General features: G+C 70.8%; 14 protein-coding genes. 10 read left to right on the forward strand and 4 right to left on the reverse strand.

Annotated features, from left to right (window positions below; translation table 11 throughout):
* The first annotated feature begins 139 nt into the window (after positions 1-139).
* Positions 140-940, forward strand: coding sequence for a class I SAM-dependent methyltransferase (locus ACIHCL_RS00830; protein ID WP_399857067.1), 801 nt, complete (start codon positions 140-142; stop codon positions 938-940).
* Between the two features lie 199 nt (positions 941-1139).
* Positions 1140-3644 carry an ATP-dependent helicase HrpB gene (hrpB, locus tag ACIHCL_RS00835; RefSeq protein ID WP_399855311.1) on the forward strand — a complete coding sequence of 835 codons (2505 nt, stop codon included), beginning with the start codon at positions 1140-1142 and terminating at the stop codon, positions 3642-3644.
* On the opposite strand, the gene ACIHCL_RS00840 is transcribed toward hrpB, so the two are convergent.
* The 3 genes from ACIHCL_RS00840 to ACIHCL_RS00850 all read right to left on the reverse strand — a co-directional run bounded on the left by ACIHCL_RS00840 (position 3628) and on the right by ACIHCL_RS00850 (position 6828).
* The gene (locus tag ACIHCL_RS00840) at positions 3628-4641 is read right to left on the reverse strand and encodes a DUF3068 domain-containing protein (protein WP_399855314.1); all 1014 of its coding nucleotides are present in this window, start codon (positions 4639-4641) and stop codon (positions 3628-3630) included. The two genes, hrpB and ACIHCL_RS00840, sit on opposite strands and share 17 nt — an antisense overlap.
* Positions 4642-4780: 139 nt before the next feature.
* Complete coding sequence (locus ACIHCL_RS00845) at positions 4781-4921, reverse strand: SPW_0924 family protein (RefSeq protein WP_399855316.1); 141 nt, start codon at positions 4919-4921, stop codon at positions 4781-4783.
* 188 nt (positions 4922-5109) lie between these two features.
* The gene (locus tag ACIHCL_RS00850) at positions 5110-6828 is read right to left on the reverse strand and encodes a lytic murein transglycosylase (RefSeq protein WP_399855318.1); all 1719 of its coding nucleotides are present in this window, start codon (positions 6826-6828) and stop codon (positions 5110-5112) included.
* Between the two features lie 184 nt (positions 6829-7012).
* Here ACIHCL_RS00850 and ACIHCL_RS00855 point away from each other — a divergent pair, with 184 nt between their 5' ends.
* Positions 7013-7867, forward strand: coding sequence for a DUF4184 family protein (locus tag ACIHCL_RS00855; RefSeq protein WP_399855319.1), 855 nt, complete (start codon positions 7013-7015; stop codon positions 7865-7867).
* Positions 7868-7959: 92 nt separating this feature from the next.
* Here ACIHCL_RS00855 and polA read toward each other — a convergent pair whose 3' ends face one another.
* Entirely contained in the window at positions 7960-10671 is a 2712-nt protein-coding gene (gene polA, locus ACIHCL_RS00860) for a DNA polymerase I (protein ID WP_399855321.1), read from the reverse strand.
* 183 nt (positions 10672-10854) lie between these two features.
* Here polA and ACIHCL_RS00865 point away from each other — a divergent pair, with 183 nt between their 5' ends.
* From ACIHCL_RS00865 to ACIHCL_RS00895, 7 genes are all read left to right on the forward strand, one after another.
* On the forward strand, positions 10855-13131 hold the full coding sequence (locus ACIHCL_RS00865) for an FdhF/YdeP family oxidoreductase (RefSeq protein ID WP_399855323.1): 2277 nt from the start codon (positions 10855-10857) through the stop codon (positions 13129-13131).
* 218 nt (positions 13132-13349) lie between these two features.
* Complete coding sequence (locus tag ACIHCL_RS00870) at positions 13350-13820, forward strand: PaaI family thioesterase (RefSeq protein WP_399857069.1); 471 nt, start codon at positions 13350-13352, stop codon at positions 13818-13820.
* Positions 13821-14514: 694 nt separating this feature from the next.
* The gene (locus tag ACIHCL_RS00875; protein WP_399857071.1) at positions 14515-15729 is read left to right on the forward strand and encodes a branched-chain amino acid ABC transporter substrate-binding protein; all 1215 of its coding nucleotides are present in this window, start codon (positions 14515-14517) and stop codon (positions 15727-15729) included.
* Positions 15730-15833: 104 nt separating this feature from the next.
* The gene (locus tag ACIHCL_RS00880; RefSeq protein WP_399855326.1) at positions 15834-16763 is read left to right on the forward strand and encodes a branched-chain amino acid ABC transporter permease; all 930 of its coding nucleotides are present in this window, start codon (positions 15834-15836) and stop codon (positions 16761-16763) included.
* Between the two features lie 5 nt (positions 16764-16768).
* Positions 16769-18553, forward strand: coding sequence for a branched-chain amino acid ABC transporter permease (locus ACIHCL_RS00885; RefSeq protein ID WP_399855328.1), 1785 nt, complete (start codon positions 16769-16771; stop codon positions 18551-18553).
* On the forward strand, positions 18550-19464 hold the full coding sequence (locus ACIHCL_RS00890; protein WP_399855331.1) for an ABC transporter ATP-binding protein: 915 nt from the start codon (positions 18550-18552) through the stop codon (positions 19462-19464). The genes ACIHCL_RS00885 and ACIHCL_RS00890 overlap by 4 nt, the downstream gene beginning before the upstream one ends.
* Positions 19461-20177, forward strand: coding sequence for an ABC transporter ATP-binding protein (locus ACIHCL_RS00895; protein ID WP_399855333.1), 717 nt, complete (start codon positions 19461-19463; stop codon positions 20175-20177). The genes ACIHCL_RS00890 and ACIHCL_RS00895 overlap by 4 nt, the downstream gene beginning before the upstream one ends.
* Positions 20178-20238: the final 61 nt, after the last annotated feature.

The following is a 20238-nucleotide window of genomic DNA, read 5'->3' on the forward strand; positions in this document are numbered from 1 at the left end:
CCGGCACATTTCGTGTTCCGCGAGGCCGCGCCGGCCACGGGAACGGCCCCTGACCACCGAGCCCCGCTGACGGACGGCGTGCGTACCGCGTGCGTCGGGTTGAAGGCAAACTACAACGACGGACACGATGAGCCAAGAGATGTACCGGACCGAGCCGGAGGCGACCCGCCGCACGGCCTCGGAGACGGAGAGCAGCCGGGCCAGCCGCGGCTGGTGGGACCGGAACGCCGACGAGTACCAGAGCGAGCACGGCGCCTTCCTCGGCGACGACCGCTTCGTCTGGGGGCCCGAGGGGCTCGATGAGGCCGAGGCCGGTCTGCTCGGCCCGGCCGGCTCGCTGAAGGGCCTGGACGTCCTGGAGATCGGCGCCGGCGCCGCGCAGTGCTCGCGCTGGCTCGCCTCCCAGGGGGCACGCCCGGTCGCCCTCGACCTGTCGCACCGGCAGTTGCAGCACGCGCTGCGGATCGGCGGCGAGGTGCCGCTGGTGGAGGCGGACGCCGGGGTGCTGCCGTTCCGCGACGGCTCGTTCGACCTGGCGTGCTCGGCGTACGGCGCGGTTCCGTTCGTCGCCGATCCCGTGCGGGTGTTCCGCGAGGTGCACCGGGTGCTGCGGCCCGGCGGGCGCTGGGTGTTCTCCGTGACGCATCCGGTGCGCTGGGCGTTCCCGGACGAGCCGGGGCCCGAGGGCCTGTCGGTCGCCGCCTCCTACTTCGACCGCACGCCCTACGTCGAGCAGGACGAGCGGGGCGACGCCGTTTACGTCGAGCACCACCGGACGCTGGGCGACCGGGTGCGGGACGTGGTGGCCGGCGGATTCCGGCTGGTCGACCTGGTCGAACCGGAGTGGCCCGCCTGGAACCGGCAGGAGTGGGGCGGCTGGTCCCCGCTGCGCGGCCATCTGATCCCCGGCACGGCGGTCTTCGTCTGCGAACGGGACTGAGCCCGGTCCCCGCGCTTTCGTCCCCGCGCCCTGATCCCCCGGGTCCCGCCCCGGACACCGGTCGTCCGGGCCCGTACGGGACGCGGGGCCGCCTCCGCCGCCCCGGCACAGTGCGCCCCTGCCCCGTACCCGCACGTGCGGGCCGGAGCGCGGGGCTCCGGCCTCGTACCGGCTTCCGCCCACGTACGAGACTGGGGGCGTGATCCGTACCGATGCCCTGGAACAGCTGCCCGTCCGCACCGCCGTGCCCGCCCTGGAGCGGGCGCTCGACGACCGCGGTGTCGCGGTGCTCTGCGCACCGCCCGGCACCGGCAAGACGACCCTCGTGCCGCTGGTCCTGGCCGGTCTGACCGGTGACGGGCGGCCGGTGCGCCGGGTGGTCGTCGCAGAGCCGCGCCGGATCGCGGCACGGGCGGCGGCACGGCGGATGGCCTGGCTGCTCGGGGAGCGCGTCGGCGGTCGGGTCGGCTTCACGGTCCGCGGGGAACGGGTGGCGGGGCCCGACACCGTGGTGGAGGTGGTGACCACGGGGGTGCTGCTCCAGCGGCTCCAGCGCGATCAGGAGCTGGCCGGGACCGACGCCGTGATCGTCGACGAGTGCCACGAGCGGCATCTGGACGCGGACACGGTCGCCGCGTTCCTCCTCGACGTGCGCGAGACGCTGCGGCCCGATCTGCGCCTGGTCGCCGCGTCCGCCACGACCGACGCGGCGGGCTGGGCGCGGCTGCTGGGCGACGCCCCGGTGGTCGAGGCGCGGGGGGTCTCGCATCCGGTGGAGGTGGTGTGGGCGCCGCCCGCCGGACCGGTGCGGCCACCGCACGGGATGCGTGTCGACCCGGCGCTGCTGGCGCATGTCGCCGCGACGGTGCGCCGGGCGCTCGCCGAACGGGACGGCGACGTGCTGTGCTTCCTGCCCGGTGTCGGTGAGATCGGGCGGGTGGCGGGGCAGCTCGCCGGGGTGGACGCCGAGGTGCTCCAGGTGCACGGACGGGCCCCGGCGGCGGTGCAGGACGCGGTGCTGGCCGGCTCGTCGGACGGCCGGCGCGTGGTGCTGGCGACCTCGGTCGCGGAGTCGTCGCTGACCGTGCCGGGCGTGCGGGTCGTCGTCGATTCGGGGCTGGCCAGGGAACCCCGGACCGATCACGCGCGGGGGCTGAGCGCGCTGACCACCGTACGGGCCTCGCGGGCGACCGGGACGCAGCGGGCGGGCCGGGCCGGACGGGAGGCGCCGGGCGTGGTGTACCGGTGCTGGGACCGGGCGGAGGACGGGCGGCTCGCACGGTTCCCGTCCCCGGAGATCGCGGTGGCGGACCTGGCGGCATTCGCGTTGCAGGCGGCGTGCTGGGGCGATCCGGGCGCGTCGCGCCTGGCACTGCTCGATCCGCCGCCGGCGGGCGCGATGGGCGCGGCGCGCGAGACGCTGACGGCGATCGGTGCCGTGGACGCCGAGGGGCGGGCCACGGACCGGGGCGTGCGGATGTCCCGGCTGGGCCTTCATCCCCGGCTGGCGCGGGCGCTGCTGGACGGGGCCGCCGAGGTGGGCGGGCGGCGGGCGGCCGAGGTGGTGGCGCTGCTGAGCGAGGAACCGCCCCGGGAGTACGGCGACGACCTGGCGGCGGCGCTGCGAGGCGCCCGGCGGGGCGGGGACGGGTACGCGGCACGCTGGCGGCAGGAGGTCCGGCGGCTGTCCGCGTCGGTCGGCGGGGCCCCGGGGAGCTCCGTGGCCGACGACGCCGCCGTCGGTCTGGTGGCGGCGCTGGCGTTCCCCGAGCGGGTGGCGCGGGCGCGGGGCGAGGGATCGTTCCTGATGGTGTCGGGCACGGGTGCGGAGACGCGCGAGGGGTCGGGGCTGCGGAACGCGCCGTGGCTGGCGGTCGCGGTCGCCGACCGGCCCGCGCACGCGGCGTCCGCGCGGGTGCGGCTGGCCGCCGTGATCGGCGAGGACACGGCACGGGCCGCCGCCGGGCGGCTGCGGCTCTCGGGCGAGGAGGTGGGCTGGGCGGACGGCGACGTGGTGGCCCGCCGGGTGGAGCGGCTGGGCGCCGTCGAGCTGTCGGTGCGCCCGCTGGCGGAACCCGACGCGGGGGCGGTGCGCGAGGCGCTGGTCGAGGGTCTGCGGCGCGAGGGGTTCGGGTTGCTGCGCTGGACGCGGGAGGCCGGGCGGTTGCGGGAACGGCTCGCGTTTTTGCGCCGGACGGTGGGTGAGCCCTGGCCGGACGTGTCGGACGAGTCGCTGACGGCGCGTGCCGGGGAGTGGCTGGAGCCCGAGCTGTCGCGGGCCCGGCGGCGCTCCGATCTGGCGCGGATCGACGCGGAGCAGGCGTTGCGGCGGCTGCTGCCGTGGGCGACGGGTGAGGCGGCGCGGCTGGACGAGCTGGCGCCGGAGCGGATCGAGGTGCCGAGCGGCTCCCGGGTCAGGGTGGAGTACGGCACGGAGCAGCCCGTGCTCGCGGTCAAGCTCCAGGAGTTGTTCGGGCTGGCACAGACGCCGAGCGTGGCCGGGGTACCGGTGCTGGTCCATCTCCTCTCCCCGGCCGGGCGGCCCGCCGCGGTCACGGCGGATCTGGCGTCGTTCTGGCGGGACGGCTACCGGGCGGTGCGGGCGGAGCTTCGGGGCCGCTACCCGAAGCACCCGTGGCCGGAGGACCCTGCCGCGGCGACGGCGACCCGGCTCACCAACGCCCGGCTCAGGCAGCAGGGGTAGGGGCTCGGTCCGGGGCGGGCGCGGCCGCTTCTCCGGGCCGTCCGCCGTCCGGGCGCCGCGAGCGCGCCTCCAGCCACAGCGCGAGGGCGAGCAGCGCGGCGCCGAGGGCCAGGAATCCCCACGGCAGGTACGAGGTGAGCAGCAGGACCGGCAGGCGCTGCGAGGAGACCAGGTCGACGGTGGACCGGACGTAGTCCTCGCGCATCTTCACGTGTCCGGCGAACACGGTGACGGTGTCCTGCGGCAGGCCCATGGCCTTCGCGTTGCGCAGTTCCTCCCGGTGGATCTCCTCGCCGTTGACCGGCGCCCCGGTGACCGGGTCGACCCAGAACATCCGCTTGGTGGTGTACCAGCGGGTCATACCGGTCTTCGCGATCTGTTCCGGGGTGATGCCCTGGACGGGCATTTTCTTCGGCATCGGGACCTCGGTCCACGGGACGGTCTGCTCGAAGTAGTAGACGGTCATGCCGCGGAAGGTGCGGGTGCCCCGGTAGTGGATGGGCGAGCTGGTGCGGGTCTGGGCGTCGAAGTACGCGTAGTCGCGTTTCTCGGTGAGGAAGGGCCATTTGAACTCGATGCCCTCGCGCCTGACCGGGTCGCCGTCGACCATCTCGCCGGTGGCGTGGACCGGTTCCTGGCTGTGGGCGTCGAAGATGTAGCGCTCGGGGATCTCGGAGACCATCCTGCCGTCGGGACCGGCGACGAAACTGAGCGCGTCCCAGACGACGACGTCGCGGCCCGCGTCGCGTTCGATCCGTTCGGATTCCTCCACGTTGCCCTTGAGGGTCTGCACGATGGTGACCTTCGGGACCCGCTTGACCTTCATGCCGTCGTTGTAGTCGAGGAGGGTGGCGGGCTTCGCCTCCAGCACCATCTCCTGGTACTGGCCGGGCGGGATCTTCGCCAGCCTCGGGAAGGCGTACCAGCGCAACAGGGGCGCCATGGTGGCGAAGAAGACGGCGAAGGCCAGCAGTACGAGGCTTGCCCGGCGGTGCATGGTGGTGCCCTCCCTCGGCGTGCGTGGCCGCTTCCGGTCACTGGTTCCGCGCGCCCCGGGGGGGGCGCCTCTGGTTCGGGGTCCGGGACATCGCGGGTGCCCGGGGCCCGGGAGGTGACTGGTTCCCGGGCCCGGGAGGTCACTGGTTCCTGGGGCTCGGGACGGTGGTCAGCAGCGGTTTTGGGGAGGTCTCGCCGGGCGGGGCGCCGACGGCGGTGACGGTGAGGACGAGCGCGAGGGCCGCGGCGAGTCCGATGGCGGCGGCGACGAGGGCACGCATGCCGGTCCTCCCGGTGAGCACGGATTCCGACGGCGACGGATCCGGTGGAGCCGACGCCCCCAAAGACCTGACGGGCCGTCAGGGTTGGGGCACCGTAGCAATACGGGCGCGAGAGGGGAACACGTCGGACAGCCCCTGCGCCGGTCGGTGGCGAAGGAGCTGCCGGGCCGCGGGTCCGCGGACGGGGATCAGGTCGCGGGCGCCTCGATCGTGAGGTCGATGACGAGCGTGGCGCCGCCCTCGGCGGTGAGACGCAGCTTGTACGTGCCCGGGGTGCCGTCCGCGTAGAGCTTCGGGAGCGCCAGCCGGCCGTCCGGGCCCGTCCTCAGGCCCGTGAGGGTGCGGACCGCCTTGTCGTCCTCGCCCTTGAAGTACGGTCCCTTGTCGTTCTCGGCCGGCTCGCCCTCGTCGGTGATCAGGGTGGCGGTGACGGCGACGCCGGAGGCGACCGCGCCCTTGAGGGCGGCCACGATCCGGACGGTCTCGGCGAACTCCGTGCCGGGCGCCGCGGTCAGGGCCTCGTCACCGATCCTGGTGAGCTCGTCGGCCTGCCGGGTGGTGACGGTCGCGGTGTAGCCGACGGCGGGCAGCGAACTGCCGGTCACGGCGGCCCGCACGGTGAACTCGCCCGTCTTCTCGCCCGCCTTGAGCACCGGGGCGGTGACGGTGCCGTCGGCTCCGGTGCGGAGGGTGACCGACTTCTTCCCTCCGGCGAACGCGGCGTCCGTGTCTCCGGTGACGGTGAAGGTGACGGACGCCTCGGCGAACGCATCCCCGTGGGCGTCCCGGGCCCGTACCTTGATCCGCTCGGCGAACGCGTCGCCCGTCGCGGCGGTCAGGGGGCCGGTCCCGGCGTTCTCCAGCCGTGCGGGGCCCTGGGACGGCGTGGGCGTCGGGGTCGGAGTCGGGGTGGGCGTCGGGGTGGGGGTCGGGTTCGGCCCGTTCGAACCGCCGCCCGGCTCCGGCGTGGTGGACGGCTTCGGCTTCGGCTTCGGCTTCGGCTTGGCCCCCGGCTTCGGGTCGGCGCTTCCGGACGCCGAGGGGGACGGGCTCACGGTGTCGCCGCCCGCGCGCGGGCCCGTGCCGCCGCCGAGGTCGGACGGGACGGTCCCGGAGCCGTCGGGGATCTCATGGGTGCCGCGCTTGTAGTACTCGAACCAGGAGCGGACCGTGCGCAGATAGGCGTTCGAGTGGTTGTAGCTCAGGACCGCCCGGTCGAGATCGGCGGCGACGGACAGGTCGCGCGAGCCCGCGCAGAGGTAACGCGCCGCGGCCAGCGCGGCGTCGTACACGTTGTTGGGGTCCTTGCGGCCGTCCCCGTTGCCGTCCTGACCCCAGACCGCCCAGGTGGACGGGATGAACTGCATCGGGCCGACGGCACGGTCGTGCGTCGTGTCCCCGTCGTACAGGCCGTTGTCGGTGTCCTTGATCAGGGCGAAGCCCCGTCCGTCGAGGACCGGGCCGAGGATCGGGGAGAAGGTGGTGCCGTTCGCGTCGACCCGGCCGCCGCGGGCGTGGCCGGACTCGACCTTGCCGATGGCCGCGAGCAGTTGCCACGGCAGACGGCAGGCGGCGTCGCTGTCGGCGACGGTTCGTTCGGCCTTCTTGTACGCGGCCAGGACCGAAGCCGGTATGCCCGATTCCGAACCTCCGGTGAGCGGCGACCGGGTGGCCTTTCCCGGCTTGTGCGGCGTGTTCAGCGGCGGCAGTTGGGTGTAGTAGGGCGAGTTTCCGGTGGCCGCCCCCTCATCCGGCTGCGGTGTCGTGCCCGTGTTCCGGGCGTCACCGCTCGAACCGGCCAGTGGTACGCCGGGGGCGCCCGAGGCGGAGAGCGCCGCCACGGCGACGGCGGCCACGGCGGTGCTGGTCGCCCCTCTGCGAAGTCGGCGACCGAACTGCGCTGCCATAACCTGTGGCCCTCCCGTCGTCGGCTGTCCGCGCTCCCCTGCGTCAGGACTCAGGCGACCCTACGGCAACCCACGCAACCGAGGCAGCAGCTCCTGACCGATTATCACCTGTTTTTCACTTTCCGCTCAACAGGTGGAAACGGGCCGACCAATCGGCGACACCAACTCACGCATACTTGCCGCCATGCCGTTCACACTCAGTCATGCCGCTGCCGTGCTGCCGGGTATACGGCGCGACGGCACGGGGCGCGGCCCGCTGTTCCCCTCGGCCCTGGTCGCGGGTTCGTTCGCCCCCGACCTGACGTACTTCGCCGACAGCGCGGTGCCCGGTGCCATGGAGTTCGGCGAGGTCACGCACTCGGCAGGAGGCGTGGTCACGATCGACGTGCTGTTCACCGCCGCGGCGGTGGGGCTGTGGCTGCTGCTGCGCGACCCGCTGGTGGCACTGCTTCCGGGGGCCTGGCGGGGGCGGGCGCACGCGTTCCTACGAGGGCGGCGCGCATCGGGAACGAAGGTCCGACTCCTCCGGGACGGTGCGTGGTTCGCCCTGTCGGCGGTCATCGGGGCAGCCACGCACGTCGTCTGGGACGCCTTCACCCATCACGACCGGTGGGGGGTGCGGCTGGTCCCGGGGCTCGACGGGAGCATCGGCGGGCGTCCCGCGTACCAGCTGCTGCAGTACGGGAGTTCGGCGGTGGCACTGGCCGTACTCGTGTGGTTCACGGCGTCCGCACTGCGACGGGCCGGGACACGGCCCGCCCCGCCGTCCCTGCCGCTGCCCGGCCGCCAGGGGCGATGGGCAGCGGGGGCGCTGCTGGGCGGGGGCGCCCTGCTCGGTATCGCCCACCGGTGCGCACGCTGGTACGCGTACCACGGCCGCGTCGCCGACCCGTTGGACATCGTCCCGACGGCCTGCTTCGGCGCCGGGGCGGGCCTGGCGGCGGCCATGGTGCTGTACGCGGCGTGGGCGCGGCTGCGAAGACCGCGCCCACCCGCACCCGCCGCCCCCGCCGCCGAACGGCACCGGTCGCCCCGCTGACCGGACGGACGCCGCCACCGCGCCGCCCCGGCCACGGCGGCCGGACGGCCCGCAGCCGCCCGACGGCCCCGGCACCATCCGGCACCACCGGATCAGTGGGCCGCCGACTCCCAGTCCGTACCCACACCGACCGACACGTCCAGCGGAGCCCGCAGCCGCACCGCCGTCGACATCTCGTGGCGCACGATCTCCTCCACCCGCGCACGCTCGCCCGCCGCGATCTCCAGGACGATCTCGTCATGGACCTGGAGCAGCATCCGCGACGTCAGCTTCGCCTCGCACAACGCCCGGTCGACCTTGATCATGGCGACCTTGACGATGTCCGCCGCCGTGCCCTGGATCGGCGCGTTGAGCGCCATGCGCTCGGCCATCTCACGACGCTGGCGGTTGTCGCTGTTGAGATCCGGAAGGTAGCGGCGGCGGCCGAAGACCGTCTCCGTGTACCCGGTCGCCCTGGCCTCCTCCACCACACGGTGCAGATAGTCGCGCACCCCGCCGAACCGCTCGAAGTAGGTGTCCATCAGACCGCGCGCCTCACCCGCCTCGATGTTCAGCTGCTGGGAGAGACCGAACGCGGACAGCCCGTACGCCAGGCCGTAGCTCATGGCCTTGATCTTGCGGCGCATCTCCGGGTCCACGGCCGACTTGGCGACGCCGAACACCTGCGAGGCGACCGTCGTGTGCAGATCCTCGCCGGAGGTGAACGCCTCGATCAGACCCGCGTCGTTCGAGAGGTGCGCCATCACCCGCAGCTCGATCTGGCTGTAGTCGGCCGTCATCAGCGACTCGAAGCCCGCACCGACGACGAAACCCCGGCGGATGGCCCGGCCCTCGTCCGTACGCACCGGGATGTTCTGCAGATTGGGGTCCGTGGACGAGAGCCGGCCCGTCGCCGCCACCGTCTGGTTGAACGTGGTGTGGATACGGCCGTCCGCCGCGATCGTCTTGATCAGACCCTCGACCGTGACCCGCAGCTTCGCCTGCTCACGATGGCGCAGCATGATCACCGGCAGCTCGTGCTCCGTCTGCGCGGCCAGCCAGGCCAGGGCGTCGGCGTCCGTCGTGTACCCGGTCTTCGTCTTCTTCGTCTTCGGCAGGCCCAGCTCCCCGAAGAGAACCTCCTGGAGCTGCTTGGGCGACCCCAGGTTGAACTCCCGGCAGACCGCCGCGTGCGCCTCCTTCACCGCCTGCTGCACCGCACCGGCGAACTGCTGCTCCATACCCTCCAGATGGGCCCGGTCCGCCGCGATGCCGTGCCGCTCCAGCCGGGCCAGCAGAGCGGACGTCGGCAGCTCCATGTCGTGCAGCAACTCGGCCGCGCCGACCTCCGCCAGCCGGGCGGTGAACGCCTCCCCCAGGTCCAGGACCGCGCGGGCCTGCGCCATCAGCGCGTCGGCCTCGGCCCGGTCGTCCGCACCGAAGGCCAACTGCCCGTCCGGAGCCGCCGCCGGCGCCAGCTCCCGGCCCAGGTACTCCACCGCCAGCGCGTCGAGCGCGAACGAACGGCGGCCCGGCTTGACCAGATAGGCCGCCAGCGCCGTGTCCATCGTCACGCCCTCGACCCGCCAGCCGTGCTCCGGGAAGACCCGCATGGCGCTCTTCGCGTTGTGCATCACCTTCGGCCGCTCCGGGTCGGCGATCCAGGCGGCGAACGCCCGCTCGTCACCCTCGTCGAGCCCCGCGGGATCGAACCAGGCCGCCGCACCGCCCGCTGCGGCGAGCGCCACCTCGGTGACCGTGCCCACGCCCAGCGACCAGGTGTCCGCGGTGGCGACACCCAGCGGCTCCCCGCCGTGCTCCGCCAGCCACGGCACCAGCTCACCCGCACCCAGCACCGCACCGTCCAGCTCCACACCCGCCGCGGGCGCCGCAGCCGCCTCCTGCGCCCCGCCCGGGTCGACGGCCAGCAGCCGCTCCCGCAGGCTCGGGTTGCGGATCTCCAGGACGTCCAGCACACCCGTCACCGCCGTGCGGTCGTACGGCGCACGCTCCAGATCCCGCGGCCCCTTCGGCAGCTCCACATCACGCACCAGCTCCGTCAGCCGGCGGTTCAGCCGCACCGCGTCCAGATGATCCCGGAAATTCTGCCCGGCCTTTCCCTTGACCTCCTCCGCGCGCTCCACCAGCTCGGCGAACGAACCGAACTGCTTGATCCACTTCGCGGCGGTCTTCTCCCCCACACCCGGAATACCCGGAAGGTTGTCCGACGGGTCACCGCGCAGCGCCGCGAAGTCCGGATACTGCTGCGGCGTGAGCCCGTACTTCTCCTCGACCTTCTCCGGGGTGAACCGCGTGAGCTCCGACACGCCCTTCGTCGGATACAGCACCGTGATGCCGTCCGTGACCAGCTGGAACGAATCCCGGTCACCCGTGACGATCAGCACCTCGAAACCGGCCGCCTCGGCCTGCGTCGCCAGCGTGGCGATGACGTCGTCCGCCTCGAAACCCTCGACCGCGAAACGGTCCGCACGCATCGCGTCCAGCAGCTCACCGATCAGCTCGACCTGCCCCTTGAACTCGTCCGGGGTCTTCGACCGGTTCGCCTTGTACTCCGAGAACTCCTCCGAGCGCCACGTCTTGCGCGAGACGTCGAACGCCACCGCGAAATGCGTCGGCGCCTCATCACGCAACGTGTTCGCCAGCATCGACGCGAAGCCGTACACCGCGTTCGTCGTCTGCCCCGACCCCGTCGAGAAATTCTCCGCAGGCAACGCAAAGAACGCCCGGTACGCCAGGGAATGCCCGTCCATCAGGAGCAGGCGCGGTCGGTTGTCTGCCGTCTTCTTCGATGCCGTCTCAGCCACGCCTCCGATCCTGCCACGGACCACCGACAATCCCGACCGCACACCGCTCGACGACCCCGGCCCCGCACGACCACCCCGCACAACCGCCCCGCGTGACAGGATCGGGGGAGAACCGGCAGCACGACCTCCACACCACGCGCACGGCACGACACGGTCCGTATCCGGCCCGAAAGGAAGCGCACCATGGCCACGAAGCCCCCCTCAGGTGACCCGGTCCAGGACGCGCCCCGGGTCAAACCGGCACAGCACTCCGCCGCCGGCCTGCCCGCCGTCGCCCACAGCCTGGCCATCGCCCGGCAGCAGATGGGCGTCCGGCGCACCGCGCAGACCCTCCTCAAGGTCAACCAGAAGAACGGCTTCGACTGCCCCGGCTGCGCCTGGCCCGAAGGCGACCACCGGCACACGGCGGAATTCTGCGAGAACGGCGCCAAGGCCGTCGCCGAGGAGGCGACGCTGCGCCGCGTCACCCCCGAATTCTTCGCCACACACTCCGTCCCCGACCTCGCCGCCCGCAGCGGATACTGGCTCGGCCAACAGGGACGGATCACCCACCCGATGTACCTCCCCGAGGGCGCCGAGCACTACGAGCCGGTGACCTGGGAACGCGCCTTCGCCATCATCGCCGAGGACATACGCGCCCTCTCCTCCCCCGACGAGGCCGTCTTCTACACGTCGGGCCGCACCAGCAACGAGGCCGCGTTCCTCCTCCAGCTCTTCGCCCGTGAATTCGGCACCAACAACCTCCCCGACTGCTCCAACATGTGCCACGAGTCCTCCGGCTCGGCACTCACGGAGACCATCGGCATCGGCAAGGGCAGCGTCTCCCTGGAGGACCTCCACCAGGCCGACCTGATCATCATCGCCGGACAGAACCCCGGCACCAACCACCCCCGGATGCTCTCCGCCCTGGAGAAGGCCAAATCCGCCGGCGCGAAGATCATTTCGGTGAACCCGCTGCCCGAAGCCGGACTGGAACGCTTCAAGAACCCCCAGACCCCCCACGGCATGCTCAGGGGAACCCCACTCACCGACCTCTTCCTGCAGATCCGCATCGGCGGCGACCAGGCCCTCTTCCGCCTCCTCAACAAGCTGATCCTCCAGACCGACGGCGCCGTCGACGAAACCTTCGTCCGGGAACACACCCACGGCTACGAGGAGTTCGCCACCGCGGCCCGCGAAGCCGACTGGGAACGGACCCTCACCGCCACCGGCCTCGACCGCGCCGCCATCGAACAAGCCCTCGCCATGGTCCTCGCCTCGAAACGCACCATCGTGTGCTGGGCCATGGGCCTCACCCAGCACAAGCACTCCGTGCCGACCATCCGCGAGATCGTCAACTTCCTGCTGCTGCGCGGCAACATCGGCCGCCCCGGCGCCGGCGTCTGCCCCGTGCGCGGACACTCCAACGTCCAGGGCGACCGCACCATGGGCATCTTCGAAAGGCCCCCGGCCGCGTTCCTCGACGCCCTCGACAAGGAATTCTCGATCACCTCGCCCCGCCACCACGGCTACGACGTCGTCCGCTCCATCCGGGCCCTGCGCGACGGCGACGCCAAGGTCTTCTTCGCCATGGGCGGCAACTTCATCGCCGCCACCCCCGACACCGAGGTCACCGAGGCCGCGATGCGACGGGCCCGCCTCACCGTCCACGTCTCCACCAAACTCAACCGCTCCCACGCGGTCACCGGCACCCGGGCCCTGATCCTGCCCACCCTCGGCCGCACCGACAAGGACGTCCAGGCGAGCGGCAGGCAGTTCGTCACGGTCGAGGACTCCATGAGCATGGTCCACGCCTCACGCGGCAACCTCACCCCCGCCGGCCCGCACCTGCTCTCCGAACCCGCCATCATCGCCCGCCTCGCCCGCGCCGTCCTCGGCCCCGGCTCGGCCACCCCGTGGGAGGAGTTCGAAAAGGACTACGCGACCATCCGCGACCGCATCTCCCGCGTCGTCCCCGGCTTCGAGGACTTCAACGCCCGCATCGCACACCCCGGCGGCTTCACCCTCCCCCACGCCCCACGCGACGAACGCCGCTTCCCCACCACCACCGGCCGCGCCAACTTCACCGCCGCACCCGTCGAACACCCCGAACTCCCCGACGGCAGACTCCTGTTGCAGACCCTGCGCTCACACGACCAGTACAACACCACCATCTACGGCCTCGACGACCGCTACCGCGGCATCAAGGGCGGACGCCGCGTCGTCCTCGTCAACCCCGACGACGCCCAGGACCTCGGACTGGCCGACGGCGCGTACACCGACCTCGTCAGCGAATGGAAGGACGGCGTGGAACGACGCGCCCCCGGCTTCCGCGTCGTGCACTACCCCACCGCCCGCGGCTGCGCCGCCGCCTACTACCCGGAGACCAACGTGCTGGTCCCCCTCGACTCCACGGCCGATACCAGCAACACCCCCGCCAGCAAGTCCGTCGTCGTGCGCTTCGAGAACACCCGGCACTGAAACCCGGCCCGGGGCACCCCGCCCGCGAGGGCGCGACCCCGGGCACGGCCCTCCCGCACGCCCAGGGCCGGGCCGGGACCACCGGCCCCGCCCTGCCTTGCCCTGCCCTGCCCTGCCCGCAACGGAACACGGCCTAAGCGCCCGCTCAGCCGTCTGATATGAACGACGCAGACAGCACCGAAGCCACCAGGCATCGCAGACGATCGGAGCCGGACGCCATGGGCGAGCACACCACACCCAAGTTCCCCCAGGAGATCATCGACGAGTACGCCGCCCTCGGCGTCGACCTCCCCGCCCTCTTCTCCGCCGGCCACCTCGGCGAACGCATGGGCGTCACCATCCTGGAGGCATCCGCCGACCGGGTCGTCGGCACCATGCCCGTCGAGGGCAACACCCAGCCGTACGGACTGCTCCACGGCGGCGCCTCCGCCGTCCTCGCCGAGACCCTCGGCTCAGTCGGCTCCATGCTCCACGGCGGCGCCACGAAGATCGCCGTCGGCGTCGACCTCAACTGCACCCACCACCGGGGCGTACGCAACGGACTCGTCACGGGCGTCGCCACCCCCGTACACCGCGGCCGGTCCACCGCCACCTACGAGATCGTCATCACCGACGAGCACGACAAGCGGGTCTGCACCGCCCGCCTCACCTGCCTGCTCCGCGACGCCCCGCGCCCCGACGCGGCCTGACCGAAACCCAACCCCGCTCCACACCCCGCACACCACCACCCCGCACCACCCGCCGGCACCACCGCCCGGCCGGACCCCGTCCGGCCGGGCGTTCGCATTCGCCACACAACTCAACGCCATCACAAGCAAGTTGAGCACGAACCATGGCCAACCCCATTGACCCCACGGTACGTTGCGCACCCCAATAAACACTCCGACCACACCGGAGCACCCCACCCCACACGCGACACCGCGTCAACCACACCACCGCGAATATCACACTGAGTGACGAACACGCGATGGGCGCAGGCCACCCGCACACCACCACCCCACCCCGCCCGCGCACACCGAACACCCCCACCACCCCCATAACGGCACCACCCCGCCACCACCCCGCGACAGCACCAAGATCTGCTCAAGCCCCTTAGCAGAGCTGCGGGTTCTCACCATCCGGTCACTTTCACCAGCCGGTAAAAGCCGTACATGTCCGCACAGCCACCTCAAGCCTTCCTCAAGGGAATAACAAGAAAGTCACATCCTGCCGCGGACCCATCCCGCACCACCACGCCTGCGCCTAGAGTCACGGCCAGTCACCGCGCCGCCGGGCGCGTCACACAGCACGGCCCTGTACCACCCGTACGGCCCGGCGAACGACACGGCACCTCAAGCAGAGGAGGCCGCGCCAGGGAAAGGACCATTCGTGCGACACCGTTCTTTGCTCATCCTCACCACAGTGCTCACCACCGGAGCACTGACACTCACCGCCTGCGGGTCGCGCGACGACAGCAACAACAGCAGCGGCGGCGAAAACGGCACCAAGACCGTCGTCATCGGCGTCGACGCACCCATCACCGGCGATCTCTCCGCCCTCGGCCTCGGCATCAAGAACTCCGCCGACCTCGCCGCCAAGACGGCCAACAAGGAAAAGACCGTCCCCGGCATCAAGTTCGAGGTCAGGCCCCTCGACGACCAGGCACAGCCCTCCGTCGGCCAGCAGAACGCCCAGAAGTTCATCGACGACGACAACGTCGTCGGCGTCATCGGCCCGCTCAACTCCGGCGTCGCCCAGTCGATGCAGAAGCCCCTCAACGACGCCGGCCTCACCCAGATCTCCCCCACCAACACCGGCACCGAACTCACCCAGGGCGAGAACTGGAAGACCGGCGACAAGAAGCGCCTCTACAAGACCTACTTCCGCACCGCCACCACCGACCAGGTCCAGGGCGCCTTCGCCGCGAAGTACCTCTACAACAACGCCAAGATCAAACAGGTCTACCTCATCGACGACCAGAAGCCCTACGGCGCCGGCCTCGCCGCCTCCTTCAAGAACACCTTCACCTCCCTCGGCGGCAAGATCGTCGGCTCCGACCACGTCAACCCCGACGACCGCGACTTCAACGCCGTCGTCACCAAGGTCAAGAGGTCCGGCGCCAAGGCCGTCTACTACGGCGGCGAATACCCCGCCGGCGCCCCCCTGAGCCAGCAACTCAAGGACAGCGTCCAGATCCCCCTCATGGGCGGCGACGGCATGTACAGCGCCGACTTCATCAAGCTCAACAAGAAGGCCCAGGGCGACATCGTCACCTCCGTCGGCAAGCCCGTCGAAGAACTCGACTCCGCCAAGAAGTTCATCGCCGACTACGAAGCCGCCGGATACAAGGACGCCTACGAGGCCTACGGCGGCGGCACCTACGACGCCACCTGGTCGATCATCGAAGCCGTCAAGATCGCCGTCGCCGACAACAACGGCAAGGCCCCCGACGACCTCCGCGCCAAGGTCCTCGACGCCATGACCAAGGTCAAGTTCGACGGCGTCACCGGCACCGTCTCCTTCGACGAGTACGGCGACACCACCAACACCATGATGACCGCCTACCAGGTCGACGGCGGCAAGTGGATCTCCAAGTTCAGCGAGATCTACAAGCCCTGAGCACCACCGCCCTCCCGGGCGACCTGACGTGACCCAGACCGCGCGGGAGCGCCACCAGCGCCCCGCGCGGTGCCATATCCGAACCACTCCACGGAGGCCCTGCGGTGAACGAACTGCCGCAACAGCTGGCCAATGGACTCATCCTCGGCGCGATGTACGGACTCATCGCGGTCGGCTACACGATGGTCTACGGAATCATCCAGCTCATCAACTTCGCCCACGGCGAGATCTTCATGATCGGAGGCTTCGGAGCTCTCACCGTGTACCTCTGGATGCCAGCCGGTGTCTCCCTCCTCGCCATCATCCCGCTCATGATCGCCGGCGGCGTCCTGTGCTCCGTCGCCATCGGAACCGCCGCCGAACGCTTCGCCTACCGGCCCCTCAGAGGCGCACCCCGCCTCGCCCCCCTCATCACCGCCATCGGACTCTCCCTCGCCCTCCAGCAAGCCATCTGGATGTGGTACCCCAACGCCAAGAAGGACCGCTCCTTCCCCCAGTTCAAGGGCGAAGCCCTCGACATCCTCGGCGCCCACATCCAGCGCGGCGACCTCTTCGTCCTCATCACCGCCCCCATCTGCATGCTCGCCCTCGGCCTCTTCGTCTCCAAAACCCGCCTCGGCCGCGGCATGCAAGCCACCAGCCAGGACCCCGACACCGCCAAGCTCATGGGCATCAACACCGACCGCATCATCGTCATGGCCTTCGCCATCGGTGCCGCGTTCGCCGCCATCGCCGCCGTCGCCTACGGACTCAAACAAGGCCAGATCGGCTTCAAAATGGGCTTCCTCATGGGCCTCAAGGCATTCACCGCAGCCGTACTCGGCGGCATCGGCAACATCTACGGCGCCATGCTCGGCGGCATCGTCCTCGGCATCGCCGAATCCCTCGCCATCGGCTACATGAGCGAGGTCCCCGGCATGAACCTCTTCGGCGGCGGCGCCTGGAAGGACGTATGGGCCTTCGTCCTCCTCATCGTCGTCCTGCTGATCCGGCCCCAAGGCCTGCTCGGCGAACGCGTCGCGGATCGGGCGTGATACACATGACCACCAACCACACCACCGCCCCCCTCCTCCCCATCCCCCCGGCCGCGGCCCGCACCACCACCCTCGCAGGCGCCGCCCTCGCCCTCGCCGGCACCTTCCTCCCCTGGACCTGGACCAAGGAATTCCCCGGCGACCTCACCGTCACCGGCTACCCCGGCGGCCTCCAAGTCCTCACCCTCATCAGCTCCGCACTCATCCTCCTCTTCACCCTCTCCGGACACGGCATCCGCGGCCTCCGCTGGCTCACCCCCGGCGGCACCCACAGCCCCGTCCGCCTCCTCGCCCTCGGCACCCTCGGCACCACCGGCTACGCCCTCGGCGCCATCTCCTACGCCCTGGGCGGCATCGTCAACCTCGAACCCGGCGCCTGGATCAGCGGCACCGGCGCACTCATAGCCGCACTCGCCGCACTCGGACTCCCCGGCGACCGAACACCCAACACCACCACCGAAAACACCGCCTGGGAACGCTTCCGCAACAGCCTCCGCGCCCCCACCGCACCCCGGGCCAAAACCCTCCCCGACTGGGCCGAAATCCTCATCATCGTCGCCTCGTTCGGCACCGGCCTCTACCTCTTCGGCTACGGCATCGACACCGACTACGCCGAACTCTTCATCGGCTTCCTCCTCACCACCGGCTTCGCCTTCACCGCACTCCACCGCGCCGGACTCATCTCCCGCCTCACCACACTCACCACCAAACACCGCAACATCACCCTCACCGCGGCCCTCGTCGCAGCCTTCTGCTTCCCCTTCATGCAGCAGAAGGAGCAATACGCGCTCATCGGCGCCAACATCCTCATCTTCGGCACCGTCGCCCTCGGCCTCAACGTCGTCGTCGGCCTCGCCGGCCTCCTCGACCTCGGATACGTCGCATTCCTCGGCGTCGGCGCCTACGCCGCCGCCCTGGTCTCCGGCTCCCCCATGTCGTCCATCGGCGTCGAATTCCCCTTCTGGGCCGCCGTACTCACCGGCGCCGTCGTCTCACTCATCTTCGGCGTCCTCATCGGCGCCCCCACCCTGCGCCTACGCGGCGACTACCTCGCCATCGTCACCCTCGGATTCGGCGAGATCTTCCGCCTCAGCCTGATCAACCTCAACGGCACCAGCGGCCCCGACGTCACCAACGGCTCCCAGGGCATCCCCAGCATCCCCGACCTCAACTTCCTCGGATTCGACTTCGGCCAAAAGCACGACGTCCTCGGCTTCACCCTCGGCAGGTCCGCCAACTACTACCTGCTGATGCTCATCGTCACCGCCGTCGTCGTCCTCGTCTTCCGCCGCTCCGGAGAATCCCGCATCGGCCGCGCCTGGGTCGCCATCCGCGAAGACGAAACCGCAGCCTCCGCCATGGGCATCAACGCCTTCCGGCTCAAACTCCTCGCCTTCGCACTCGGCGCCGTCCTCGCCGGACTCGCCGGAACCGTCCAGGCCCACGTCAACTACACCGTGACCCCCGAGCAATACCAGTTCGCCGGCTCCGTCCCACCCAACTCCGCCTTCCTCCTCGCCGCCGTCATCCTCGGCGGAATGGGAACCCTCAGCGGACCCCTCGTCGGCGCCGCACTCCTCTACCTCATCCCGGCCAAGCTGCAATTCATGCAGGACTACCAGCTCTTCCTCTTCGGCGTCGCCCTCATCCTCCTGATGCGCCTGCGCCCCGAGGGCCTGGTCGCCGACCGCAGGAAACAGCTCGAATTCCACGAGACCGACCAGCCCGACGTACCGGAACCACGGCAACCCGCCGACACCGGCACCGGCATCGCCAAGGCGGGGGCGTGACCACCATGACCACCACGAAAACCGCCACCACCATCCTCGACGCCAGCGGCGTCACCATGCGCTTCGGCGGCCTCACCGCCGTACGCGGAGTCGACTTCACCGTCAACACAGGCGAAATCGTCGGCCTCATCGGCCCCAACGGCGCAGGCAAAACCACCTTCTTCAACTGCCTCACCGGCCTCTACGTCCCCACCGAGGGCAAGGTCAGCTACAAGGGCACCGTCCTACCGCCCAAACCCCACCTCGTCACCCAGGCCGGCATCGCCCGCACCTTCCAGAACATCCGGCTCTTCGCCAACATGACCGTCCTGGAAAACGTCCTCGTCGGACGCCACACCCGGACCAAGGAGGGCCTCTGGTCCGCCCTCCTGCGCCTCCCCGGCTTCACCAAGGCCGAGGACGCCAGCCGCGAACGAGCCATGGAACTCCTGGAATTCATCGGCCTGGCGGACAAGGCCGACCACCTCGCGCGCAACCTCCCCTACGGAGACCAGCGCAAACTGGAGATCGCCCGCGCACTGGCCAGCGAACCCGGCCTCCTGCTCCTCGACGAACCCACCGCCGGCATGAACCCGCAGGAGACCCGCGTCACCGAAGAACTCATCTTCGCCATCCGCGACCAGGGCATCGCCATCCTCGTCATCGAGCACGACATGCGGTTCATCTTCAACCTCTGCGACCGCGTCGCCGTCCTCGTCCAGGGCGAGAAACTCGTCGAAGGCACCGCCGACGTCGTCCAGAGCGACGAACGCGTCGTCGCCGCCTACCTCGGCACCCCCTTCGAAGGCGCCCCCGGCGCCGAAGAAGTCGCCGAGGTCGAAGCCGCCGAGGCCGAAGCCCACAAGACGGCCGGCACCACCGGCACAACCAGCACCACCGGCGCCGACGGCACCGAGGAGGACACCCGATGACCGCACTGCTGGAAGTCCAGGACCTCCGCGTCGCCTACGGCAAGATCGAAGCCGTCAAGGGCATCTCCTTCACCGTCGAAGTCGGCCAGATCGTCACCCTCATCGGCACCAACGGCGCCGGCAAGACCACCACCCTGCGCACCCTCTCCGGGCTGCTCAAACCGGCCGGCGGCAGCATCGTCTTCGACGGCCGGCCCATCGGCAACATCCCCGCCCACAAGATCGTCTCCCTCGGCCTCGCCCACTCCCCCGAGGGACGCCACATCTTCCCCAGGCTGACGATCACCGAGAACCTCCAGCTCGGCGCCTACCTCCGCACCGACAAGGCGGGAATCGAAAGGGACATCCAACGCGCCTACGACCTCTTCCCCATCCTCGGGGAACGCCGGAAACAGGCCGCCGGAACCCTCTCGGGCGGCGAACAGCAGATGCTCGCCATGGGCAGGGCCCTCATGTGCCAGCCCAAGCTCCTCATGCTCGACGAACCCTCCATGGGTCTCTCCCCGATCATGATGCAGAAGATCATGGAGACCATCGCCGAGCTCAAGGCCCAGGGCACCACCATCCTGCTCGTCGAGCAGAACGCCCAGGCAGCACTCTCCCTCGCCGACCAGGGCCACGTCATGGAAGTCGGCAAGATCGTCCTCTCCGGCAGCGGCTCGGACCTCCTGCACGACGAATCCGTCCGCAAGGCCTACCTCGGCGAGGACTGACCCCTCCGACCCACCAGGAACCCCCGGAACACCCGGAGGCACACACGGACGAGGCCCGCAC

It is taken from the genome of Streptomyces sp. NPDC052042, from assembly GCF_044548345.1.
Lineage (GTDB): Bacteria > Actinomycetota > Actinomycetes > Streptomycetales > Streptomycetaceae > Streptomyces.